Origin of the sequence: Pseudomonas baltica, assembly GCF_031880315.1 — a bacterium.
Taxonomy (GTDB): domain Bacteria; phylum Pseudomonadota; class Gammaproteobacteria; order Pseudomonadales; family Pseudomonadaceae; genus Aquipseudomonas.
Genome location: NZ_CP134771.1, coordinates 2,863,643 through 2,880,813, shown reverse-complemented (window position 1 = coordinate 2,880,813; position 17,171 = coordinate 2,863,643). Strand labels below are relative to the sequence as shown.

Here is a 17,171-nt window from a genome sequence, read left to right as displayed (position 1 = left end):
CATGGCAATCGTTAAATGCAAACCGACTTCCCCTGGCCGCCGTCATGTGGTCAAGGTGGTCAACAAGGAGCTCCATAAAGGCGCTCCTCACGCACCGCTGCTCGAGAAAAAATCGAAGTCTGGTGGTCGTAACAACAATGGCCGTATCACTACTCGTCACATCGGTGGCGGTCATAAGCAGCACTACCGTCTGGTCGATTTCCGTCGCAACGACAAAGATGGCATCGCTGCCACTGTCGAGCGTATCGAATACGATCCAAACCGTACTGCTCACATCGCACTGGTTCTGTACGCAGACGGCGAGCGTCGTTACATCCTCGCACCTAAAGGTGTGAGCGCTGGCGACCAGCTGATCTCTGGTGCATTGGCACCGATCAAGCCGGGTAACACCCTGCAGCTGCGCAACATCCCAGTGGGTAGCACCATTCACGGCATCGAACTGAAGCCGGGCAAAGGTGCTCAAATCGCTCGTTCCGCTGGTGCTTCGGCTCAGTTGATCGCTCGCGAAGGTGTCTACGTGACCCTGCGTCTGCGCTCTGGTGAAATGCGTAAAGTCCTGGCTGAATGCCGTGCGACCCTGGGCGAAGTCTCGAACTCCGAGCATAGCCTGCGTTCGCTGGGTAAAGCTGGTGCCAAACGCTGGCGTGGCGTTCGCCCAACCGTTCGTGGTGTTGCCATGAACCCGGTTGACCACCCACATGGTGGTGGTGAAGGTCGTACCTCCGGTGGTCGTCATCCGGTATCGCCATGGGGCTTCCCGACTAAGGGTGCCAAGACTCGTGGTAATAAGCGTACCGACAAAATGATCGTCCGTCGTCGCAAGTAAATAGAGGGATACGACAGTGCCACGTTCTTTGAAAAAAGGTCCTTTTATTGATCTTCACCTACTGAAGAAGATCGAAGTGGCGGCGGAAAAGAATGATCGCAAGCCGGTGAAAACCTGGTCGCGTCGTTCGATGATCCTGCCACAAATGGTCGGTCTGACCATCGCTGTACACAACGGTCGTCAACACGTCCCCGTTCTCGTGAACGAAGACATGGTCGGTCATAAACTGGGCGAGTTCGCCGGTACCCGCACTTATCGCGGGCACGTGGCTGACAAGAAAGCCAAGCGTTAAGGGGTCTGGAAATGGAAGTAGCCGCTAAGTTGTCGGGCGCTCGAATCTCCGCCCAAAAAGCCCGCTTGGTCGCCGACCAAATCCGCGGGAAAAAGGTGGGCGAAGCGCTCAATCTGTTGGCTTTCAGCAGCAAGAAAGCAGCAGAAATCATCAAGAAAGTGCTGGAGTCGGCCGTAGCCAACGCCGAGCACAACGAAGGCGCAGACGTTGATGACCTGAAGGTCAGCACCGTTTTCGTCAACGAAGGGCGTTCGCTGAAGCGCATCATGCCACGTGCCAAAGGCCGTGCTGATCGCATCGTCAAGCGGTCTTGCCATATCACTGTCAAGGTTGCTGACAAGTAACGGAGTAGATCAGATGGGTCAGAAAGTACATCCCATTGGCATACGCCTGGGAATCGTCAAGGAGCACACCTCCGTCTGGTACGCAGACGGTCGGACTTATGCGGACTATTTGCTCGCAGATCTGAAGGTGCGTGAGTATCTCCAAGACAAACTAAAAAGCGCGTCCGTGAGCCGTATCGATATCCATCGTCCGGCTCAAACTGCACGCATCACCATCCACACCGCTCGTCCAGGTATCGTTATCGGGAAGAAAGGTGAAGATGTTGAGAAACTGCGTCAGGACCTGACCAAGCAAATGGGTGTGCCTGTGCACATCAATATCGAAGAGATCCGCAAGCCGGAGCTCGACGGTATGCTGGTTGCGCAGAGCGTAGCTCAGCAGCTGGAGCGTCGTGTGATGTTCCGTCGCGCCATGAAGCGCGCCGTACAGAACGCCATGCGCATTGGTGCCAAAGGCATCAAGATCCAAGTGAGCGGTCGTCTCGGCGGTGCTGAAATCGCACGTACTGAATGGTACCGCGAGGGTCGTGTGCCACTGCACACCCTGCGTGCCGATATCGACTACGCAAACTACGAAGCTCACACCACTTATGGTGTGATCGGTGTCAAGGTTTGGATCTTCAAAGGCGAAGTAATTGGTGGTCGCCAGGAAGAGCTGAAGCCTCAAGCACCAGCGCCTCGTAAAAAAGCTGCTAAATAAGGGGTACGCGTAATGTTGCAACCAAAGCGTACGAAGTTCCGCAAGCAGATGACTGGCCACAACCGTGGTCTGGCACTGCGCGGTAGCAAAGTCAGCTTCGGCGAATTCGCCTTGAAAGCTGTTGCCCGCGGTCGTCTCACCGCCCGTCAGATCGAGTCGGCACGTCGTGCTTTGACCCGTCACGTAAAACGTGGCGGCAAGATCTGGATCCGTGTATTCCCGGACAAACCGATCTCCAAGAAGCCTCTCGAAGTGCGGATGGGTAAAGGTAAAGGTTCGGTAGAATATTGGGTTGCCCAGATTCAGCCAGGCAAAGTCCTGTATGAAATCGAGGGTGTTACTGAAGAGCTGGCGCGTGAGGCTTTCGCCTTGGCAGCTGCAAAGCTGCCTCTCGCCACCTCCTTTGTTAAGCGGACGGTGATGTGATGAAAGCGAATGAACTTCGTGAAAAATCAGCACAGCAACTGAACGAGCAACTGCTCGGCTTGCTGCGCGACCAGTTCAATCTGCGCATGCAGAAAGCAACTGGCCAGTTGGGGCAGTCTCACCTGCTCTCGCAAGTGAAGCGCGACATTGCTCGCGTGAAAACTGTGCTCAACCAGCAGGCAGGTAAGTGATCATGGCTGAAGCCGAAAAAACCGTCCGTACGCTGACTGGCCGTGTGGTCAGCGACAAGATGGACAAAACCATCACCGTTCTGATCGAGCGTCGCGTTAAGCACCCGATCTACGGTAAATACGTTAAGCGTTCGACTAAGCTGCACGCTCACGACGAATCCAATCAGTGCAAGATCGGCGACAAGGTCACTATTCGTGAAACCCGTCCGCTGGCCAAGACCAAGTCCTGGGCACTGGTTGACGTTCTCGAACGCGCTGTTGAAGTCTAAGGGCTAAGGGTCGGAGAAATTTTATGATTCAGACTCAATCCATGCTCGATGTGGCCGATAACAGTGGCGCTCGTCGCGTTATGTGCATCAAGGTACTCGGCGGTTCGCACCGTCGTTACGCTGGTATCGGTGACATCATCAAGGTGACCGTGAAGGAAGCAATTCCTCGCGGCAAGGTGAAGAAAGGTCAAGTGATGACTGCTGTTGTAGTCCGCACTCGCCACGGCGTTCGTCGTGCTGACGGCTCTATCATCCGCTTCGATGGCAACGCTGCTGTTCTGTTGAACAACAAGCAAGAGCCAATCGGTACCCGTATCTTTGGGCCAGTGACCCGTGAACTTCGTACTGAGAAGTTCATGAAGATCGTCTCGCTCGCCCCAGAAGTTCTGTAAGGAGATCCGACATGCAAAAGATTCGTCGTGACGACGAGATCATCGTGATCGCCGGCAAAGACAAAGGTAAGCGCGGTAAGGTGCTGAAGGTTCTCGCTGACGACCGTCTGGTCGTTGGTGGTGTAAACCTGGTCAAGCGTCATACCAAGCCTAACCCGATGTCGGGCGTACAGGGCGGTATCGTCGAGAAAGAAGCGCCATTGCACGCTTCTAACGTCGCCATTTTCAACGGCGAAACCAACAAGGCTGACCGCGTTGGTTTCAAAGTAGAAGAAGGCAAAAAAATTCGTGTCTTCAAGTCGACCCAAAAAGCGGTTGATGCTTGAACACTGCTAGGTAGAAGACCATGGCACGACTCAAAGAGATTTATCGGAAGGAAATCGCCCCCAAGCTTAAGGAAGAACTTAAGCTTGCGAACGTGATGGAAGTTCCGCGCGTTACCAAGATCACCCTGAACATGGGTGTTGGCGAAGCAATCGGCGACAAAAAAGTCATCGAGCATGCTGTTGCCGACCTCGAGAAAATCACCGGCCAAAAAGCCGTCGTGACTTTTGCTCGTAAATCCATCGCGGGCTTCAAAGTCCGTGAGGGCTGGCCGATTGGCGTCAAAGTCACTCTGCGCCGTGATCGTATGTACGAATTCCTGGACCGCCTGCTGGCGATCTCCCTGCCTCGGGTTCGCGACTTCCGCGGCCTGAATGCCAAGTCCTTCGATGGTCGTGGCAACTACAGCATGGGCGTGAAAGAGCAGATCATTTTCCCGGAAATCGATTACGACAAGATCGATGCTCTTCGCGGTCTGGACATCACCCTGACCACTACTGCACGTTCGGATGAAGAAGGTCGCGCTCTGCTGCGTGCTTTCAAATTCCCGTTCCGCAACTGATTGGAGACGGAATAATGGCCAAGACGAGCATGAAAAACCGTGAGCTGAAGCGTCAGCAAACGGTCGCAAAATACGCCAAGAAGCGCGCTGCACTGAAAGCTATCATCGTTGATCTGAACGCAAGTCCAGAAGCACGTTGGGAAGCGACCGTTGCACTGCAAAAGCAACCACGTGACGCCAGCGCTTCGCGCATGCGTAACCGTTGCCGCCTGACTGGCCGTCCACACGGCGTTTACCGCAAATTCGGCCTCGGCCGTAACATGCTGCGTCAAGCAGCCATGCGCGGTGACGTACCAGGTCTGGTCAAAGCCAGCTGGTAAGCCGTTGCGGCAGAGGCACGGCGGGTGGTTGAGAAATCAACCGACCGCCGGTGACCTCGCACTTGAATCAAGCCCCTTATGGGGCTTGATTCATTTCTGGGGTACGTTTAGAATTGCCGGCTCGCCTGAGCCCGGGTTTTTGGACCGGATCAAATGCTCGGCGACGTGTAGCAGCCGCAAGGCTCATTTTTTTTGTATCAGGAGCGTCTAGCCCATGAGTATGCAGGACCCGTTAGCGGACATGCTAACTCGAATCCGTAATGCCCAGATGGCTGAAAAGGCCGTTGTGAGCATGCCGTCTTCCACGTTGAAGGTAGCTGTAGCTAAAGTTCTGAAGGACGAAGGCTATATCGCGGGTTTCCAGGTAAGCAGCGAAGTAAAACCGTCGCTTTCCATCGAGCTCAAGTACTTCGAAGGCCGTCCGGTCATCGAAGAAGTCAAACGCGTAAGTCGTCCAGGCCTGCGTCAGTACAAGTCCGTCGATGATCTGCCTAAAGTTCGTGGCGGTCTCGGTGTGTCTATCGTCTCCACCAACAAAGGTGTGATGACGGATCGTGCTGCGCGCGCTGCCGGTGTCGGCGGCGAAGTTCTTTGCACAGTGTTCTAAGGGGGGATAAGCATGTCTCGCGTCGCTAAGAACCCCGTAAAGCTGCCATCGGGCGTCGAAGTAAAATTCGTCGGTCAGCAGCTTTCGGTGAAGGGTGCCAAGGGCACTCTCGAACTGAACGTTCACTCGTCGGTTGAAATCGTTGAAGAGGCTGGCGAACTGCGTTTCGCTGCCAAAAACGGCGATCAACAGACCCGTGCAATGGCAGGTACTACCCGTGCTCTGGTTAACAACATGGTCCAAGGCGTAAGCCAAGGCTTCGAGCGCAAGCTCCAGCTGGTCGGTGTTGGTTACAAAGCACAAGCAAAAGGCACAGTGCTGAACCTGGCTCTCGGCTTCTCGCACCCGGTGGATTACGAACTGCCGGAAGGCATCACCGCTGAGACTCCTAGCCAGACCGATATCCTGATCAAGGGCATCGACAAGCAGCTGGTGGGTCAAGTGGCCGCCGAAATCCGCGATTTCCGTCCACCAGAGCCTTACAAAGGTAAAGGTGTGCGTTACGCGGACGAAGTCGTCCGTCGTAAAGAAGCCAAGAAGAAGTAGGGCCTAGCAAATGACCGACAAAAAAGTTACTCGTCTGCGTCGCGCTCGCAAAGCACGCCTGAAAATGCACGAACTCGAAGTCGTGCGTCTCTGCGTGTTCCGCTCGTCGCAACACATCTATGCCCAGGTCATCTCGGCCGACGGCAACAAAGTCTTGGCAAGTGCCTCGACTTTGGACAAAGAACTGCGTGATGGTGCCACTGGCAACATCGACGCGGCCACTAAGGTTGGCCAGCTGGTCGCTACGCGTGCTAAGGCCGCTGGCGTCTCGCAGGTGGCTTTCGACCGCTCTGGCTTCAAGTACCATGGTCGCGTGAAAGCGCTGGCTGATGCTGCTCGTGAAGCTGGGCTGGAGTTCTAAGTTATGTCAAATAACGACCAAAAGCGCGACGAAGGCTACATCGAGAAGCTGGTTCAAGTGAACCGCGTTGCAAAAACCGTTAAAGGCGGCCGTATCTTCACCTTCACCGCGTTGACCGTGGTAGGTGATGGCAAGGGCCGTGTAGGCTTCGGCCGTGGCAAGTCGCGTGAAGTGCCTGCTGCAATCCAGAAGGCTATGGAAGCTGCTCGCCGCAACATGATCCAGGTGGACCTGAACGGTACCACTCTGCAGTACGCCATGAAGTCCGCCCACGGCGCTTCGAAGGTTTACATGCAGCCTGCTTCCGAAGGTACCGGCATCATCGCCGGCGGCGCAATGCGTGCCGTACTGGAAGTTGCCGGTGTTCAGAACGTTCTGGCCAAGTGCTACGGCTCGACCAACCCTGTGAACGTGGTTCATGCCACTTTCAAAGGTCTGAAGTCGATGCAGTCCCCATCGTCGATTGCTGCTAAACGCGGCAAGAGCGTAGAGGAGATCATCTGATCATGGCTACCGTTAAAGTAACGCTGATCAAAAGCATGACCGGTCGCATCCCTAACCACAAATTGTGCGTTAAGGGTCTGGGGCTGCGTCGCATCGGTCACACTGTAGAAGTCCAGGATACTCCCGAGAATCGCGGGATGATCAACAAGGCTTACTACATGCTGCGAGTCGAGGGTTAATCGATGAAACTCAATGATCTGAGTCCAGCGCCGGGTTCCCGTCGTGAAAAGCATCGTCCGGGCCGTGGTATCGGTAGCGGTTTGGGTAAGACTGGTGGCCGCGGCCACAAAGGTCAAACCTCCCGTTCCGGTGGCACCATTGCTCCAGGCTTCGAAGGCGGTCAACAGCCGCTGCATCGTCGCCTGCCGAAGTTCGGTTTCGTTTCCCTGAAAGCCATGGACCGCGCAGAAGTGCGTTTGTCCGAGCTGGCCAAAGTGGAAGGCGACATCGTCTCCGTGCAGTCCTTGAAGGATGCCAACGTGATCAACCAAAGCGTACAGCGTGTGAAAATCATGCTGTCCGGTGAAGTGACTCGCGCTGTCACCATCAAGGGAATCGCCGCCACCAAAGGTGCGCGCGCGGCTATCGAAGCAGCTGGCGGCAAGTTCGAGGAATAAATGGCTAAGCAAGGTGCTCTCTCAGCGCTCAGCAAAGGCGGGTTATCGGAGCTTTGGGCTCGTCTGCGTTTTCTATTCCTGGCGATTATCGTCTACCGAATAGGCGCACACATCCCAGTGCCCGGTATCAACCCGGACCGGCTGGCCGATCTGTTCAAACAGAATGAGGGGACCATTCTTAGCTTGTTCAACATGTTTTCCGGCGGCGCGCTGGAACGGATGAGCATCTTTGCACTGGGGATCATGCCGTATATTTCGGCATCGATCATCATGCAGCTGATGACCGCCGTTAGCCCGCAGCTGGAGCAGTTGAAGAAGGAAGGTGAAGCTGGCCGTCGCAAGATCAGCCAGTACACCCGCTATGGCACCGTTATCCTGGCCTTGGTTCAAGCAATTGGCATGTCCATTGGTTTGGCCAACCAGGGTGTAGCGTTCGCTGGTGGTCTCAGCTTCTATTTCGTTGCGGTGTCCACTTTTGTGGCCGGTGCAATGTTCATGATGTGGCTGGGCGAGCAGATTACCGAGCGTGGTGTCGGTAACGGTATCTCGATGCTGATTTTTTCGGGTATCGTCGCCGGTCTTCCGAGAGCAGTAGGGCAGTCTTTCGAGTCTGCGCGTCAGGGCGATATCAATATTTTCGCGCTGGTTGCGATCGGTGTGTTGGCAGTAGCGATCATCGGTTTTGTGGTATTCATCGAGCGTGGTCAGCGGCGTATCGCCGTTCACTATGCGAAGCGTCAGCAGGGCCGCAAGGTTTTTGCAGCGCAGACGAGCCACTTGCCGCTGAAAGTGAACATGGCTGGTGTGATTCCGGCTATTTTCGCGAGCAGCATCCTGTTGTTCCCTGCGTCTCTGGGGCAATGGTTCGGTCAGTCTGCGGGTATGGGCTGGCTGCAGGATCTCTCGCAGTCGATCGCTCCTGGTCAGCCGTTGAATATTCTGCTGTTTAGTGCAGGGATTATTTTCTTCTGCTTCTTCTATACGGCGTTGATGTTCAATCCGAAAGACGTAGCGGAAAACCTGAAGAAGTCCGGTGCCTTTATTCCGGGTATTCGTCCAGGCGAGCAGTCGGCACGCTACATTGATGGCGTCCTGACTCGTTTGACCATGTTCGGTGCTCTGTACATGATGTGCGTCTGCCTGCTTCCCCAGTTCCTGGTGGTGGCTGCAAACGTTCCGTTCTACCTTGGCGGGACTTCGCTGCTGATTGTGGTAGTGGTTGTGATGGACTTCATGTCCCAAGTACAATCGCACCTCGTTTCGCACCAGTACGAATCCCTGATGAAAAAAGCCAACCTGAAAGGCTACGGTGGCAGCGGTCTGCTGCGCTGAGAGTCCCTTAAGGTTCGAGGAGTTGGCAATGAAAGTTCGTGCATCGGTGAAAAAGCTGTGCCGTAACTGCAAAATCATTCGTCGCGAAGGCGTCGTTCGAGTCATTTGCAGCGCGGAACCGCGTCACAAGCAGCGCCAAGGCTGAGTGTGATGTGCTACAAGCCCAGCAGCTAGTGCGCTGCTGGGTTGATTATTTGTTATTACAGCGATATCATCTTGCGCCCTATTTCTTGGCTTCCGGGGCGTAGGTAGCTGTCAATTGGAGTCCCACTGAATGGCCCGTATTGCAGGCGTTAACATTCCAGATAACAAGCACACTGTTATCTCGCTGACCTACATCTATGGTGTTGGTCGCACAACTGCACAGAAAATCTGTGCAGACACTGGGGTAAACCCAGCTGCGAAGATCAAGGATCTGAGCGACGAGCAGATTGAACAGCTGCGTGGCGAAGTGGCGAAGTTCACCACTGAAGGTGACCTGCGTCGCGAAATCAACATGAAAATCAAGCGCTTGATGGATCTGGGCTGCTATCGCGGTCTTCGTCATCGTCGTGGTCTGCCAGTACGCGGTCAGCGTACCAAGACCAACGCGCGGACCCGTAAAGGTCCTCGTAAGCCGATCCGCAAGTAATCGCACCAGCGAATCGACAGGAATTTAGTCATGGCAAAACCTGCTGCTCGTCCTCGTAAAAAAGTCAAAAAGACAGTGGTTGATGGCATCGCCCACATCCACGCGTCTTTCAACAACACCATCGTGACCATTACCGATCGTCAAGGTAACGCCCTGTCCTGGGCAACCTCCGGCGGTTCGGGTTTCCGCGGTTCTCGCAAGTCCACCCCGTTCGCTGCTCAAGTAGCTGCTGAACGTGCTGGTCAAGCTGCGCTGGAATATGGCCTGAAAAACCTTGACGTCAACGTCAAAGGTCCAGGTCCAGGTCGTGAGTCCGCTGTCCGTGCATTGAACGGCTGTGGCTATAAGATCGCCAGCATCACCGACGTGACGCCAATCCCGCACAACGGGTGCCGTCCGCCGAAGAAGCGCCGCGTGTAATCAGGAGACGATAGATAATGGCTCGTTACATTGGTCCAAAATGCAAACTGGCGCGTCGTGAAGGCACTGACCTGTTCCTGAAAAGCGGCGTTCGCGCCCTGGAATCGAAGTGCAACATCGAAGCAGCCCCAGGTATCCACGGCCAGCGCCGTGGTCGCCAGTCCGACTACGGTACTCAACTGCGTGAAAAGCAGAAAGTCCGTCGTATCTACGGCGTTCTCGAGCGTCAGTTCAGCGGCTACTACAAAGAAGCTGCTGGCAAGAAAGGTGCAACCGGTGAAAACCTGCTGCAACTGCTCGAATGCCGTCTGGACAACGTTGTATATCGTATGGGCTTTGGTTCGACTCGTGCCGAATCCCGTCAGCTGGTATCGCACAAGTCGATCAGCGTTAACGGCAAAACCGTAAACGTTCCGTCCTACCAGGTTCGTGCTGGTGACGTGGTCGCGATTCGCGAGAAAGCAAAGAACCAGCTTCGCATTGTCCAAGCTCTCGATCTGTGTGCCCAGCGTGGCCGCGTAGAATGGGTAGAAGTAGACACTGAGAAAAAATCTGGCGTCTTCAAAAGCGTTCCAGCTCGCAGTGATCTGTCCGCCGACATCAACGAAAGCCTGATTGTCGAGCTCTACTCCAAGTAAGGGCTAGAAAATAGGTGCATCCATGCAGATTTCGGTAAATGAGTTCCTGACACCTCGCCACATTGATGTGCAAGTTGTCAGTCCAACCCGCGCTAAAATCACCCTCGAGCCTCTCGAGCGTGGTTTTGGCCATACCCTGGGCAACGCGCTGCGCCGCATCCTGTTGTCCTCCATGCCTGGCTGTGCAGTAGTCGAGGCCGAGATTGACGGTGTACTCCATGAGTACAGCGCCATCGAAGGTGTACAGGAAGATGTCATTGAAATCCTGTTGAACCTTAAAGGTCTCGCCATCAAGCTGCACGGTCGTGACGAAGTTACGCTGACCTTGTCGAAAAAGGGTTCGGGGGTGGTTACCGCTGCCGATATTCAGCTGGATCATGATGTCGAGATCGTTAACCCCGATCACGTAATCGCTAACCTGGCGTCTAACGGCGCCCTGAACATGAAGCTCGTTGTAGCTCGTGGTCGTGGTTATGAACCGGCCGACTCGCGTCAAAGCGATGAAGACGAAAGCCGCAGCATCGGTCGCTTGCAGCTTGACTCTTCGTTCAGCCCGGTACGCCGTATCGCATACGTGGTGGAAAACGCCCGTGTCGAGCAGCGCACCAACCTGGACAAGCTGGTTATTGATCTGGAAACCAACGGTACTCTGGATCCCGAAGAGGCTATCCGTCGCGCTGCAACCATCCTGCAACAGCAGTTGGCTGCGTTCGTGGACCTCAAGGGTGAAGCCGAGGCACCAGTGGTTGAACCGGAAGACGAGATCGATCCGATCCTGCTTCGTCCGGTTGACGATTTGGAACTGACCGTACGTTCGGCCAACTGCCTTAAGGCGGAGAACATTTACTACATTGGTGACCTGATTCAGCGCACCGAAGTAGAACTGTTGAAGACTCCGAACCTGGGCAAGAAATCCTTGACTGAAATCAAGGATGTATTGGCCTCGCGTGGTCTGTCTCTCGGCATGCGCCTCGACAGCTGGCCGCCTGCAAGTCTTAAGAAGGACGACAAGGCGACTGCCTGATCGTCGTAATCACCGAACGTCGTGTTTGGTAAGGAATGAACCATGCGTCATCGTAAAAGTGGTCGCCACCTGAGCCGTACCAGCTCGCACCGTAAGGCTATGTTCCAGAACATGGCGGTGTCGCTGTTCGAGCACGAGCTGATCAAAACTACATTGCCAAAAGCCAAGGAACTGCGTCGCGTTGCCGAGCCGCTGATCACCCTGGCCAAGATCGACAGCGTTTCCAACCGTCGTCTGGCTTTCGACCGTACTCGTTCGAAAGCTATCGTTGGTAAACTGTTCAACGATCTGGGCAAGCGTTATGCAACCCGTGAGGGTGGCTACCTGCGCATCCTCAAGTGCGGTTTCCGCGCTGGCGACAACGCGCCTATGGCGTACGTCGAACTGGTTGATCGTCCTGTCGGTGGCGTTGTAGAAGCTGCTGAATAAGACGAAAAGTCTGTTCAAGAAAACCGGGCCTAGCGCCCGGTTTTTTTGTGCGTGCGATTTTTGCAGTGGATGATTCATTGTTTAAAACTATCGCGCACAAAATATCTATAAATTAGAGGTCGCTGTCGTTTTCAATGATACTGGCCACCAGCCGTTTAGCCCGGCACTACAAGGCCTGATAGAGGACGACATCATATGAGCCAGAAGACCCTTACCACCGCCAGCGGCGCTCCAGTCGCCGACAACCAGAACTCTCGGTCTGCCGGCCCACGCGGTCCGTTGCTGCTCGACGACTTTCACCTCATTGAAAAACTCGCGCATTTCAACCGTGAGAACATCCCAGAGCGTCGTGTGCACGCCAAGGGCTCGGGCGCTTACGGTACCTTCACGGTGACCCGTGACATTAGCCAATACAGCAGCGCCAAACTGTTCGACACCGTCGGCAAGCAGACCCCGACCTTTCTGCGCTTCTCCACGGTCGGCGGTGAGCGCGGCTCTGCGGACACTGAGCGCGATCCACGCGGCTTCGCACTCAAGTTCTACACCGAAGAAGGCAACTGGGACATCGTCGGTAACAACACGCCCGTGTTCTTCATCCGTGACCCGTTGAAATTCCCCGATTTCATCCACACTCAAAAGCGCCTGCCTCAAAGCAATCTGAAAAGCGCGCAGATGATGTGGGATTTCTGGTCGCACTCCCCTGAGGCGACGCACCAGGTCACTATCCTCTTTTCCGATCGGGGCATTCCGGACGGCTACCGTTTCATGCACGGCTTCGGCAGCCACACTTACAGCCTGCTCAACGCTGCAGGTGAGCGTCACTGGGTAAAGTGGCACTACAAAACCCAGCAAGGCATCAAGAACCTTGCGCCGGCCGATGCTGCGCGTATTGCCGGGACCGACCCCGACTACGCTCAGCGCGACCTGTTCCAGGCCATCGAGCGCGGCGATTTCCCCAAGTGGACCGTTTGCGTGCAGATCATGACCGAGCAGCAAGCGCACCAGCACCATGAGAACCCCTTCGACGTGACCAAGACCTGGTCGCAGAAGGAATACCCGTTGATCGAAGTGGGTGTGCTCGAGCTCAACCGTAACCCGCTCAACTATTTCGCCGAGGTCGAGCAGGCCGCGTTCGGTCCTAGCAACATGGTGCCCGGTGTGGGGCTGTCGCCTGATCGCATGCTGCAGGGCCGCGTGTTCGCGTACGCCGATGCTCATCGCTATCGCGTGGGTACCAATCACCAGCAGCTGCCGGTCAATGCCCCGCGTAGCCCGGTCAACAGCTACCAACGTGATGGTTCAATGGCGTTTGGCAGCAATGGTGGGGCAGCGCCGAACTACGAGCCGAACAGCTATAGCGACGCGCCTAAGCAGGCCCCGCAATACGCGGAACCTTCGCTGGCTCTGAGCGGCGCGGCCGATCGTTACGATCATCGCGAAGATACCGATTATTACAGCCATGCGGGCGCGCTGTTCCGTTTGATGGATGCCGAGCAAAAGGCACTGTTGATCAGCAACATCGCGGGTGCTATGGCAGGCGTGAGCAGCGATGTGGTGCAGCGTCAGTTGCAGCACTTTTTCAAGGCTGATCCCGCCTATGGCCAAGGCGTCGCGAATGCGCTGGGCGTGCAACTGGGCTAAATTTTGAACGTAGTCTAAATGCGAAGCAGAACCGCCCTCAGATGGGCGGTTTTTGCTGTTAATAGTTCGCGTTTCGCCGAATATCGGCAATTTTTAGCTACTTTTTGTCGACCTGTGCGACGGCTTGGTTCAAACTACAGCCTTTACAGCAGGGAGATTCAGGGCGATGCAAGGTCACCCGGACGTTATTGATTACCTCAACACGCTTTTGACCGGTGAGCTGGCCGCGCGTGATCAGTACTTCATCCATTCGCGGATGTATGAAGATTGGGGTTTCACCAAGCTCTACGAGCGAATCAACCACGAGATGGAAGAAGAGGCGGGTCATGCCGACGCCTTGATGCGCCGCATCCTGATGCTCGAAGGCACGCCGCGCATGCGCCCGGACGATCTCGAAGTCGGTACCACGGTGCCGGAAATGATCGCGGCCGACCTGCGCCTGGAATACAAAGTGCGCGCCGCGCTGTGCAAAGGGATCGCGTTGTGTGAGCAGCACCGCGACTACGTCACCCGCGATATCCTGCGCGTGCAGTTGTCGGACACTGAAGAAGATCACACCTATTGGCTGGAGAAGCAGCAGGGTCTGATCAAGAACATCGGCCTGGAAAACTACCTGCAATCGCAGTTCTGATTTCCACGCGGATAAAAAAAGCCCCGGCCACTTATGTGTCCGGGGCTTTTTGTTGTTGCAGTGCACAATGTTGCAATTGGGCACGCTCCTTTGGGGGCAAGCTTTGCTCCTAGACTATGGGCAAAACTTGCACGCGAAAGTGATCATGAGATCGCCATCGCCACAATGGATTGGCATCAAGCCTTGTCCCGCTCCAGCAGCGGCTTGAGATAATGCCCGGTATACGACTGCTTCATCGCCGCGACCTGCTCGGGCGTCCCGCAGCCAATGATCATGCCGCCCTTGGAGCCACCCTCAGGCCCCAGGTCAACGATCCAGTCGGCGGTCTTGATCACGTCCAGGTTGTGCTCGATGACTACCACGGTGTTGCCATGGTCGCGCAAACGATGCAGTACATCGAGTAGTTGCTGGATATCCGCGAAGTGCAGACCAGTGGTCGGCTCATCGAGGATGTACAGGGTCTTGCCGGTGTCGCGCTTGGACAGCTCGCGGGACAGCTTGACCCGCTGCGCCTCGCCCCCCGACAGGGTCGTTGCCGATTGCCCGACCTTGATGTAAGACAGCCCCACATCCATCAGCGTCTGCAGCTTGCGCGCCAATGCTGGCACGGCATCGAAGAACACGCGCGCCTCCTCGACCGTCATCTGCAGCACTTCGTCGATGCTCTTGCCCTTGTAGCGGATCTCCAGAGTTTCGCGGTTGTAGCGCTTGCTCTTGCACACATCGCAAGGCACGTAAATGTCCGGCAGGAAGTGCATCTCCACCTTGATCAAGCCATCGCCCTGGCACGCCTCGCAGCGCCCGCCCTTGACGTTGAACGAGAAACGCCCCGGCCCGTAACCGCGCGAACGTGCCTCGGGTACACCGGCGAAAAGCTCGCGAATCGGTGTGAACAAACCGGTGTAGGTTGCCGGGTTCGAACGCGGCGTACGACCGATCGGGCTCTGGTCGATATCCACGACCTTGTCCAGATGCTGCAGGCCGTCGATGCTGTCGTGCGCGGCGGCTTCCAGGGTCGTCGCGCCATTAAGTGCAGTAGCGGCCAGTGGGAACAGCGTGTTGTTGATCAGCGTCGACTTGCCTGAGCCGGACACACCGGTCACACAGGTCAAAAGACCTATCGGGATTTCCAGGTCGACATTGCGCAGGTTGTTCCCGCGAGCACCCTTGACGGTCAGCGACAGCTTCTTGTTGCGTGGGGTGCGCTTTGCCGGATAGACGATCTTCATCCGTCCGGACAGATATTTGCCGGTCAGCGAATCTGGGTGATCCATGACCTCCTGTGCAGTCCCTTCGGCAACGATATGACCGCCATGCACGCCGGCGCCAGGGCCGATGTCGACCACATAGTCGGCGATGCGAATAGCGTCTTCGTCGTGCTCGACCACGATCACCGTGTTGCCGATGTCGCGCAGATGCTTGAGAGTGCCCAGCAGCCGGTCGTTGTCGCGCTGGTGCAGGCCGATGGAAGGCTCGTCGAGGATATACATGACCCCCACCAGGCCCGCGCCGATCTGGCTGGCCAGGCGGATACGCTGTGCTTCACCGCCCGACAGCGTGTCGGCACTGCGGTCCAGCGTCAGGTAGTCGAGGCCGACGTTGACCAGAAACTGCAGGCGCTCGCGGATTTCCTTGAGAATCTTGTCGGCGATCTCGCCGCGGCGACCGGTCAGGGTGAGGCCAGCGAAGTATTCAGTGGCATCGCCGATTGGCAGGCCCGTCACCGCAGGCAGGGTTTTTTCACCTACCCACACGTGACGTGCTTCACGGCGCAAACGCGTACCGCGGCAATCCGGGCACGGCTGGGTGCTGAGAAACTTCGCCAGCTCCTCGCGCACCGTGGCCGACTCGGTCTCGCGGTAGCGCCGCTCGAGATTGGGCACGATGCCTTCGAACGGATGCGAGCGCTTGACGATATCACCGCGGTCGTTCAGGTATTTGAAGTCGACGTTGTCCTTGCCGCTGCCGTACAGCAGCAGCTTCTGGCGCTCCGCCGGCAACTCGCCGAAGGGCTCTTCAAGGCTGAAACCGAAATGCGAGGCCAGTGAGCCGAGCATCTGGAAGTAATAGACATTGCGCCGGTCCCAACCGCGTATCGCGCCTTCGGCCAGGGTCAGCTCGCCGTTGACCAGGCGCTTGGCGTCGAAGAACTGCTTCACGCCCAGGCCGTCGCAGGTAGGGCAGGCGCCGGCCGGGTTGTTGAAGGAAAACAGCTTGGGCTCAAGCTCGCTGATGGCATGGCCGCAGATCGGGCAAGCGAAGCGCGCCGAGAAGATAATCTCTTCGCCGGGCTCGTCGTCCATCGGTGCGACCAGCGCGATGCCGTCAGCCAGCTTCAAGGCGGTCTCGAACGACTCGGCCAGACGCTGCTGCAAGTCGGCACGGACTTTGAAACGGTCGACCACGACTTCGATGGTGTGCTTCTTCTGCTTTTCGAGCTTCGGCAATTCGTCGAGCTCGTGCAGCTTGCCGTTGATGCGAGCACGGACGAACCCCTGCGCGCGCAACTCTTCGAACACCGACAGGTGCTCGCCCTTGCGCTCGCGGATCACCGGCGCCAGGAGCATTAGTTTACTGCCTTCAGGCTGGGCCAATACCAAGTCGACCATCTGGCTGACCGTCTGGGCTTCCAGTGGAATGTCATGATCCGGGCAGCGCGGTTGACCCACGCGAGCGTACAGCAGACGCAAGTAGTCGTAGATCTCGGTGATGGTGCCGACTGTGGACCGCGGGTTGTGCGACGTGGATTTCTGCTCGATGGAAATCGCCGGCGACAGGCCCTCGATGGTGTCGACGTCGGGTTTTTCCATCATCGACAGGAACTGCCGGGCGTAGGCCGACAGCGACTCGACGTAGCGGCGCTGGCCCTCGGCGTAGAGCGTATCGAATGCCAGAGAAGATTTGCCCGACCCCGACAGGCCGGTAATCACTATCAGCTTGTCGCGTGGCAGGGTCAGATCGATGTTTTTCAAATTGTGGGTTCGAGCCCCACGTACCAGAATCTTGTCCAAGGCGGCCTCGCGCGGCAGGCGGTAAACAGAAGAGTATACGGGGCTAGACCCGCTCACTGCACTTCAAGGTGGCATCGGATGAACATGAAGGAACATGAACATGCGCGGCATAGCGTCGCCGTGTGTGCCGTAA

Annotated in this window: 27 protein-coding genes; 26 read left to right on the top strand and 1 reads right to left on the bottom strand. The window is 56.3% G+C overall.

The genetic code is table 11. The features are described from left to right. Nucleotide 1: 1 nt before the first annotated feature. The 26 genes from rplB (at nt 2) to bfr (ending at nt 14,027) form a co-directional block, all read left to right on the top strand. Nucleotides 2-826, top strand: a complete 825-nt coding sequence (gene rplB / locus REH34_RS12850) for a 50S ribosomal protein L2 (protein WP_226507475.1) — start codon at nt 2-4, stop codon at nt 824-826. 16 nt (nt 827-842) lie between these two features. Then, on the top strand, nt 843-1,118 hold the full coding sequence (rpsS, locus tag REH34_RS12845; protein ID WP_002555486.1) for a 30S ribosomal protein S19: 276 nt from the start codon (nt 843-845) through the stop codon (nt 1,116-1,118). 11 nt (nt 1,119-1,129) lie between these two features. Then, the gene (rplV, locus tag REH34_RS12840) at nt 1,130-1,462 is read left to right on the top strand and encodes a 50S ribosomal protein L22 (RefSeq protein ID WP_003210077.1); all 333 of its coding nucleotides are present in this window, start codon (nt 1,130-1,132) and stop codon (nt 1,460-1,462) included. 13 nt (nt 1,463-1,475) lie between these two features. Then, on the top strand, nt 1,476-2,162 hold the full coding sequence (gene rpsC / locus REH34_RS12835; protein ID WP_008065719.1) for a 30S ribosomal protein S3: 687 nt from the start codon (nt 1,476-1,478) through the stop codon (nt 2,160-2,162). 12 nt (nt 2,163-2,174) lie between these two features. Beyond that, entirely contained in the window at nt 2,175-2,588 is a 414-nt protein-coding gene (rplP, locus tag REH34_RS12830; protein WP_226507474.1) for a 50S ribosomal protein L16, read from the top strand. After that, the gene (rpmC, locus tag REH34_RS12825) at nt 2,588-2,779 is read left to right on the top strand and encodes a 50S ribosomal protein L29 (protein ID WP_002555481.1); all 192 of its coding nucleotides are present in this window, start codon (nt 2,588-2,590) and stop codon (nt 2,777-2,779) included. Before rplP ends, rpmC begins: the two co-directional genes overlap by 1 nt. Before the next feature lie 2 nt (nt 2,780-2,781). Further along, nucleotides 2,782-3,048, top strand: coding sequence for a 30S ribosomal protein S17 (rpsQ, locus tag REH34_RS12820; RefSeq protein WP_226507473.1), 267 nt, complete (start codon nt 2,782-2,784; stop codon nt 3,046-3,048). Nucleotides 3,049-3,071: 23 nt separating this feature from the next. Next, nucleotides 3,072-3,440: a 50S ribosomal protein L14 gene (gene rplN, locus REH34_RS12815; protein ID WP_002555479.1), complete on the top strand. Its 369-nt coding sequence runs from the start codon at nt 3,072-3,074 to the stop codon at nt 3,438-3,440. Nucleotides 3,441-3,451: 11 nt separating this feature from the next. Next, on the top strand, nt 3,452-3,766 hold the full coding sequence (gene rplX / locus REH34_RS12810) for a 50S ribosomal protein L24 (protein WP_049860773.1): 315 nt from the start codon (nt 3,452-3,454) through the stop codon (nt 3,764-3,766). A 20-nt stretch (nt 3,767-3,786) separates the two neighbouring features. Further along, nucleotides 3,787-4,326 carry a 50S ribosomal protein L5 gene (gene rplE / locus REH34_RS12805; protein WP_226507472.1) on the top strand — a complete coding sequence of 180 codons (540 nt, stop codon included), beginning with the start codon at nt 3,787-3,789 and terminating at the stop codon, nt 4,324-4,326. 14 nt (nt 4,327-4,340) lie between these two features. Then, nucleotides 4,341-4,646 carry a 30S ribosomal protein S14 gene (gene rpsN, locus REH34_RS12800; RefSeq protein WP_226507471.1) on the top strand — a complete coding sequence of 102 codons (306 nt, stop codon included), beginning with the start codon at nt 4,341-4,343 and terminating at the stop codon, nt 4,644-4,646. A gap of 214 nt (nt 4,647-4,860) precedes the next feature. After that, nucleotides 4,861-5,253, top strand: coding sequence for a 30S ribosomal protein S8 (gene rpsH / locus REH34_RS12795; RefSeq protein WP_226507470.1), 393 nt, complete (start codon nt 4,861-4,863; stop codon nt 5,251-5,253). A 12-nt stretch (nt 5,254-5,265) separates the two neighbouring features. Next, the gene (rplF, locus tag REH34_RS12790; protein ID WP_226507469.1) at nt 5,266-5,799 is read left to right on the top strand and encodes a 50S ribosomal protein L6; all 534 of its coding nucleotides are present in this window, start codon (nt 5,266-5,268) and stop codon (nt 5,797-5,799) included. A gap of 10 nt (nt 5,800-5,809) precedes the next feature. Then, nucleotides 5,810-6,160, top strand: coding sequence for a 50S ribosomal protein L18 (rplR, locus tag REH34_RS12785; RefSeq protein WP_003186037.1), 351 nt, complete (start codon nt 5,810-5,812; stop codon nt 6,158-6,160). A 3-nt stretch (nt 6,161-6,163) separates the two neighbouring features. Then, complete coding sequence (rpsE, locus tag REH34_RS12780) at nt 6,164-6,664, top strand: 30S ribosomal protein S5 (RefSeq protein ID WP_226507468.1); 501 nt, start codon at nt 6,164-6,166, stop codon at nt 6,662-6,664. Between the two features lie 2 nt (nt 6,665-6,666). Then, on the top strand, nt 6,667-6,843 hold the full coding sequence (rpmD, locus tag REH34_RS12775) for a 50S ribosomal protein L30 (protein ID WP_003176408.1): 177 nt from the start codon (nt 6,667-6,669) through the stop codon (nt 6,841-6,843). A 3-nt stretch (nt 6,844-6,846) separates the two neighbouring features. Beyond that, nucleotides 6,847-7,281 (top strand): 50S ribosomal protein L15, encoded by a 435-nt coding sequence (rplO, locus tag REH34_RS12770; RefSeq protein WP_226507467.1) that lies wholly within the window; start codon nt 6,847-6,849, stop codon nt 7,279-7,281. Beyond that, nucleotides 7,282-8,613, top strand: coding sequence for a preprotein translocase subunit SecY (gene secY / locus REH34_RS12765; RefSeq protein WP_226507466.1), 1,332 nt, complete (start codon nt 7,282-7,284; stop codon nt 8,611-8,613). A gap of 28 nt (nt 8,614-8,641) precedes the next feature. Then, on the top strand, nt 8,642-8,758 hold the full coding sequence (rpmJ, locus tag REH34_RS12760) for a 50S ribosomal protein L36 (RefSeq protein ID WP_002555468.1): 117 nt from the start codon (nt 8,642-8,644) through the stop codon (nt 8,756-8,758). Nucleotides 8,759-8,887: 129 nt separating this feature from the next. After that, entirely contained in the window at nt 8,888-9,244 is a 357-nt protein-coding gene (gene rpsM / locus REH34_RS12755) for a 30S ribosomal protein S13 (protein ID WP_008374135.1), read from the top strand. A 30-nt stretch (nt 9,245-9,274) separates the two neighbouring features. Then, nucleotides 9,275-9,664 carry a 30S ribosomal protein S11 gene (gene rpsK / locus REH34_RS12750; RefSeq protein WP_002555466.1) on the top strand — a complete coding sequence of 130 codons (390 nt, stop codon included), beginning with the start codon at nt 9,275-9,277 and terminating at the stop codon, nt 9,662-9,664. A gap of 17 nt (nt 9,665-9,681) precedes the next feature. Next, nucleotides 9,682-10,302 carry a 30S ribosomal protein S4 gene (gene rpsD / locus REH34_RS12745; protein WP_226507465.1) on the top strand — a complete coding sequence of 207 codons (621 nt, stop codon included), beginning with the start codon at nt 9,682-9,684 and terminating at the stop codon, nt 10,300-10,302. 22 nt (nt 10,303-10,324) lie between these two features. Continuing rightward, nucleotides 10,325-11,326 carry a DNA-directed RNA polymerase subunit alpha gene (locus REH34_RS12740; protein WP_226507464.1) on the top strand — a complete coding sequence of 334 codons (1,002 nt, stop codon included), beginning with the start codon at nt 10,325-10,327 and terminating at the stop codon, nt 11,324-11,326. A gap of 42 nt (nt 11,327-11,368) precedes the next feature. Beyond that, a complete protein-coding gene (gene rplQ / locus REH34_RS12735; protein ID WP_226507463.1) occupies nt 11,369-11,755 on the top strand; it encodes a 50S ribosomal protein L17 in 387 nt (128 codons plus the stop codon). 195 nt (nt 11,756-11,950) lie between these two features. Further along, a complete protein-coding gene (locus tag REH34_RS12730) occupies nt 11,951-13,396 on the top strand; it encodes a catalase (RefSeq protein ID WP_226507462.1) in 1,446 nt (481 codons plus the stop codon). Nucleotides 13,397-13,562: 166 nt separating this feature from the next. Next, nucleotides 13,563-14,027, top strand: coding sequence for a bacterioferritin (gene bfr / locus REH34_RS12725; RefSeq protein ID WP_311971829.1), 465 nt, complete (start codon nt 13,563-13,565; stop codon nt 14,025-14,027). A 176-nt stretch (nt 14,028-14,203) separates the two neighbouring features. On the opposite strand, the gene uvrA is transcribed toward bfr, so the two are convergent. Continuing rightward, entirely contained in the window at nt 14,204-17,038 is a 2,835-nt protein-coding gene (gene uvrA / locus REH34_RS12720) for an excinuclease ABC subunit UvrA (RefSeq protein WP_311971828.1), read from the bottom strand. Nucleotides 17,039-17,171: the final 133 nt, after the last annotated feature.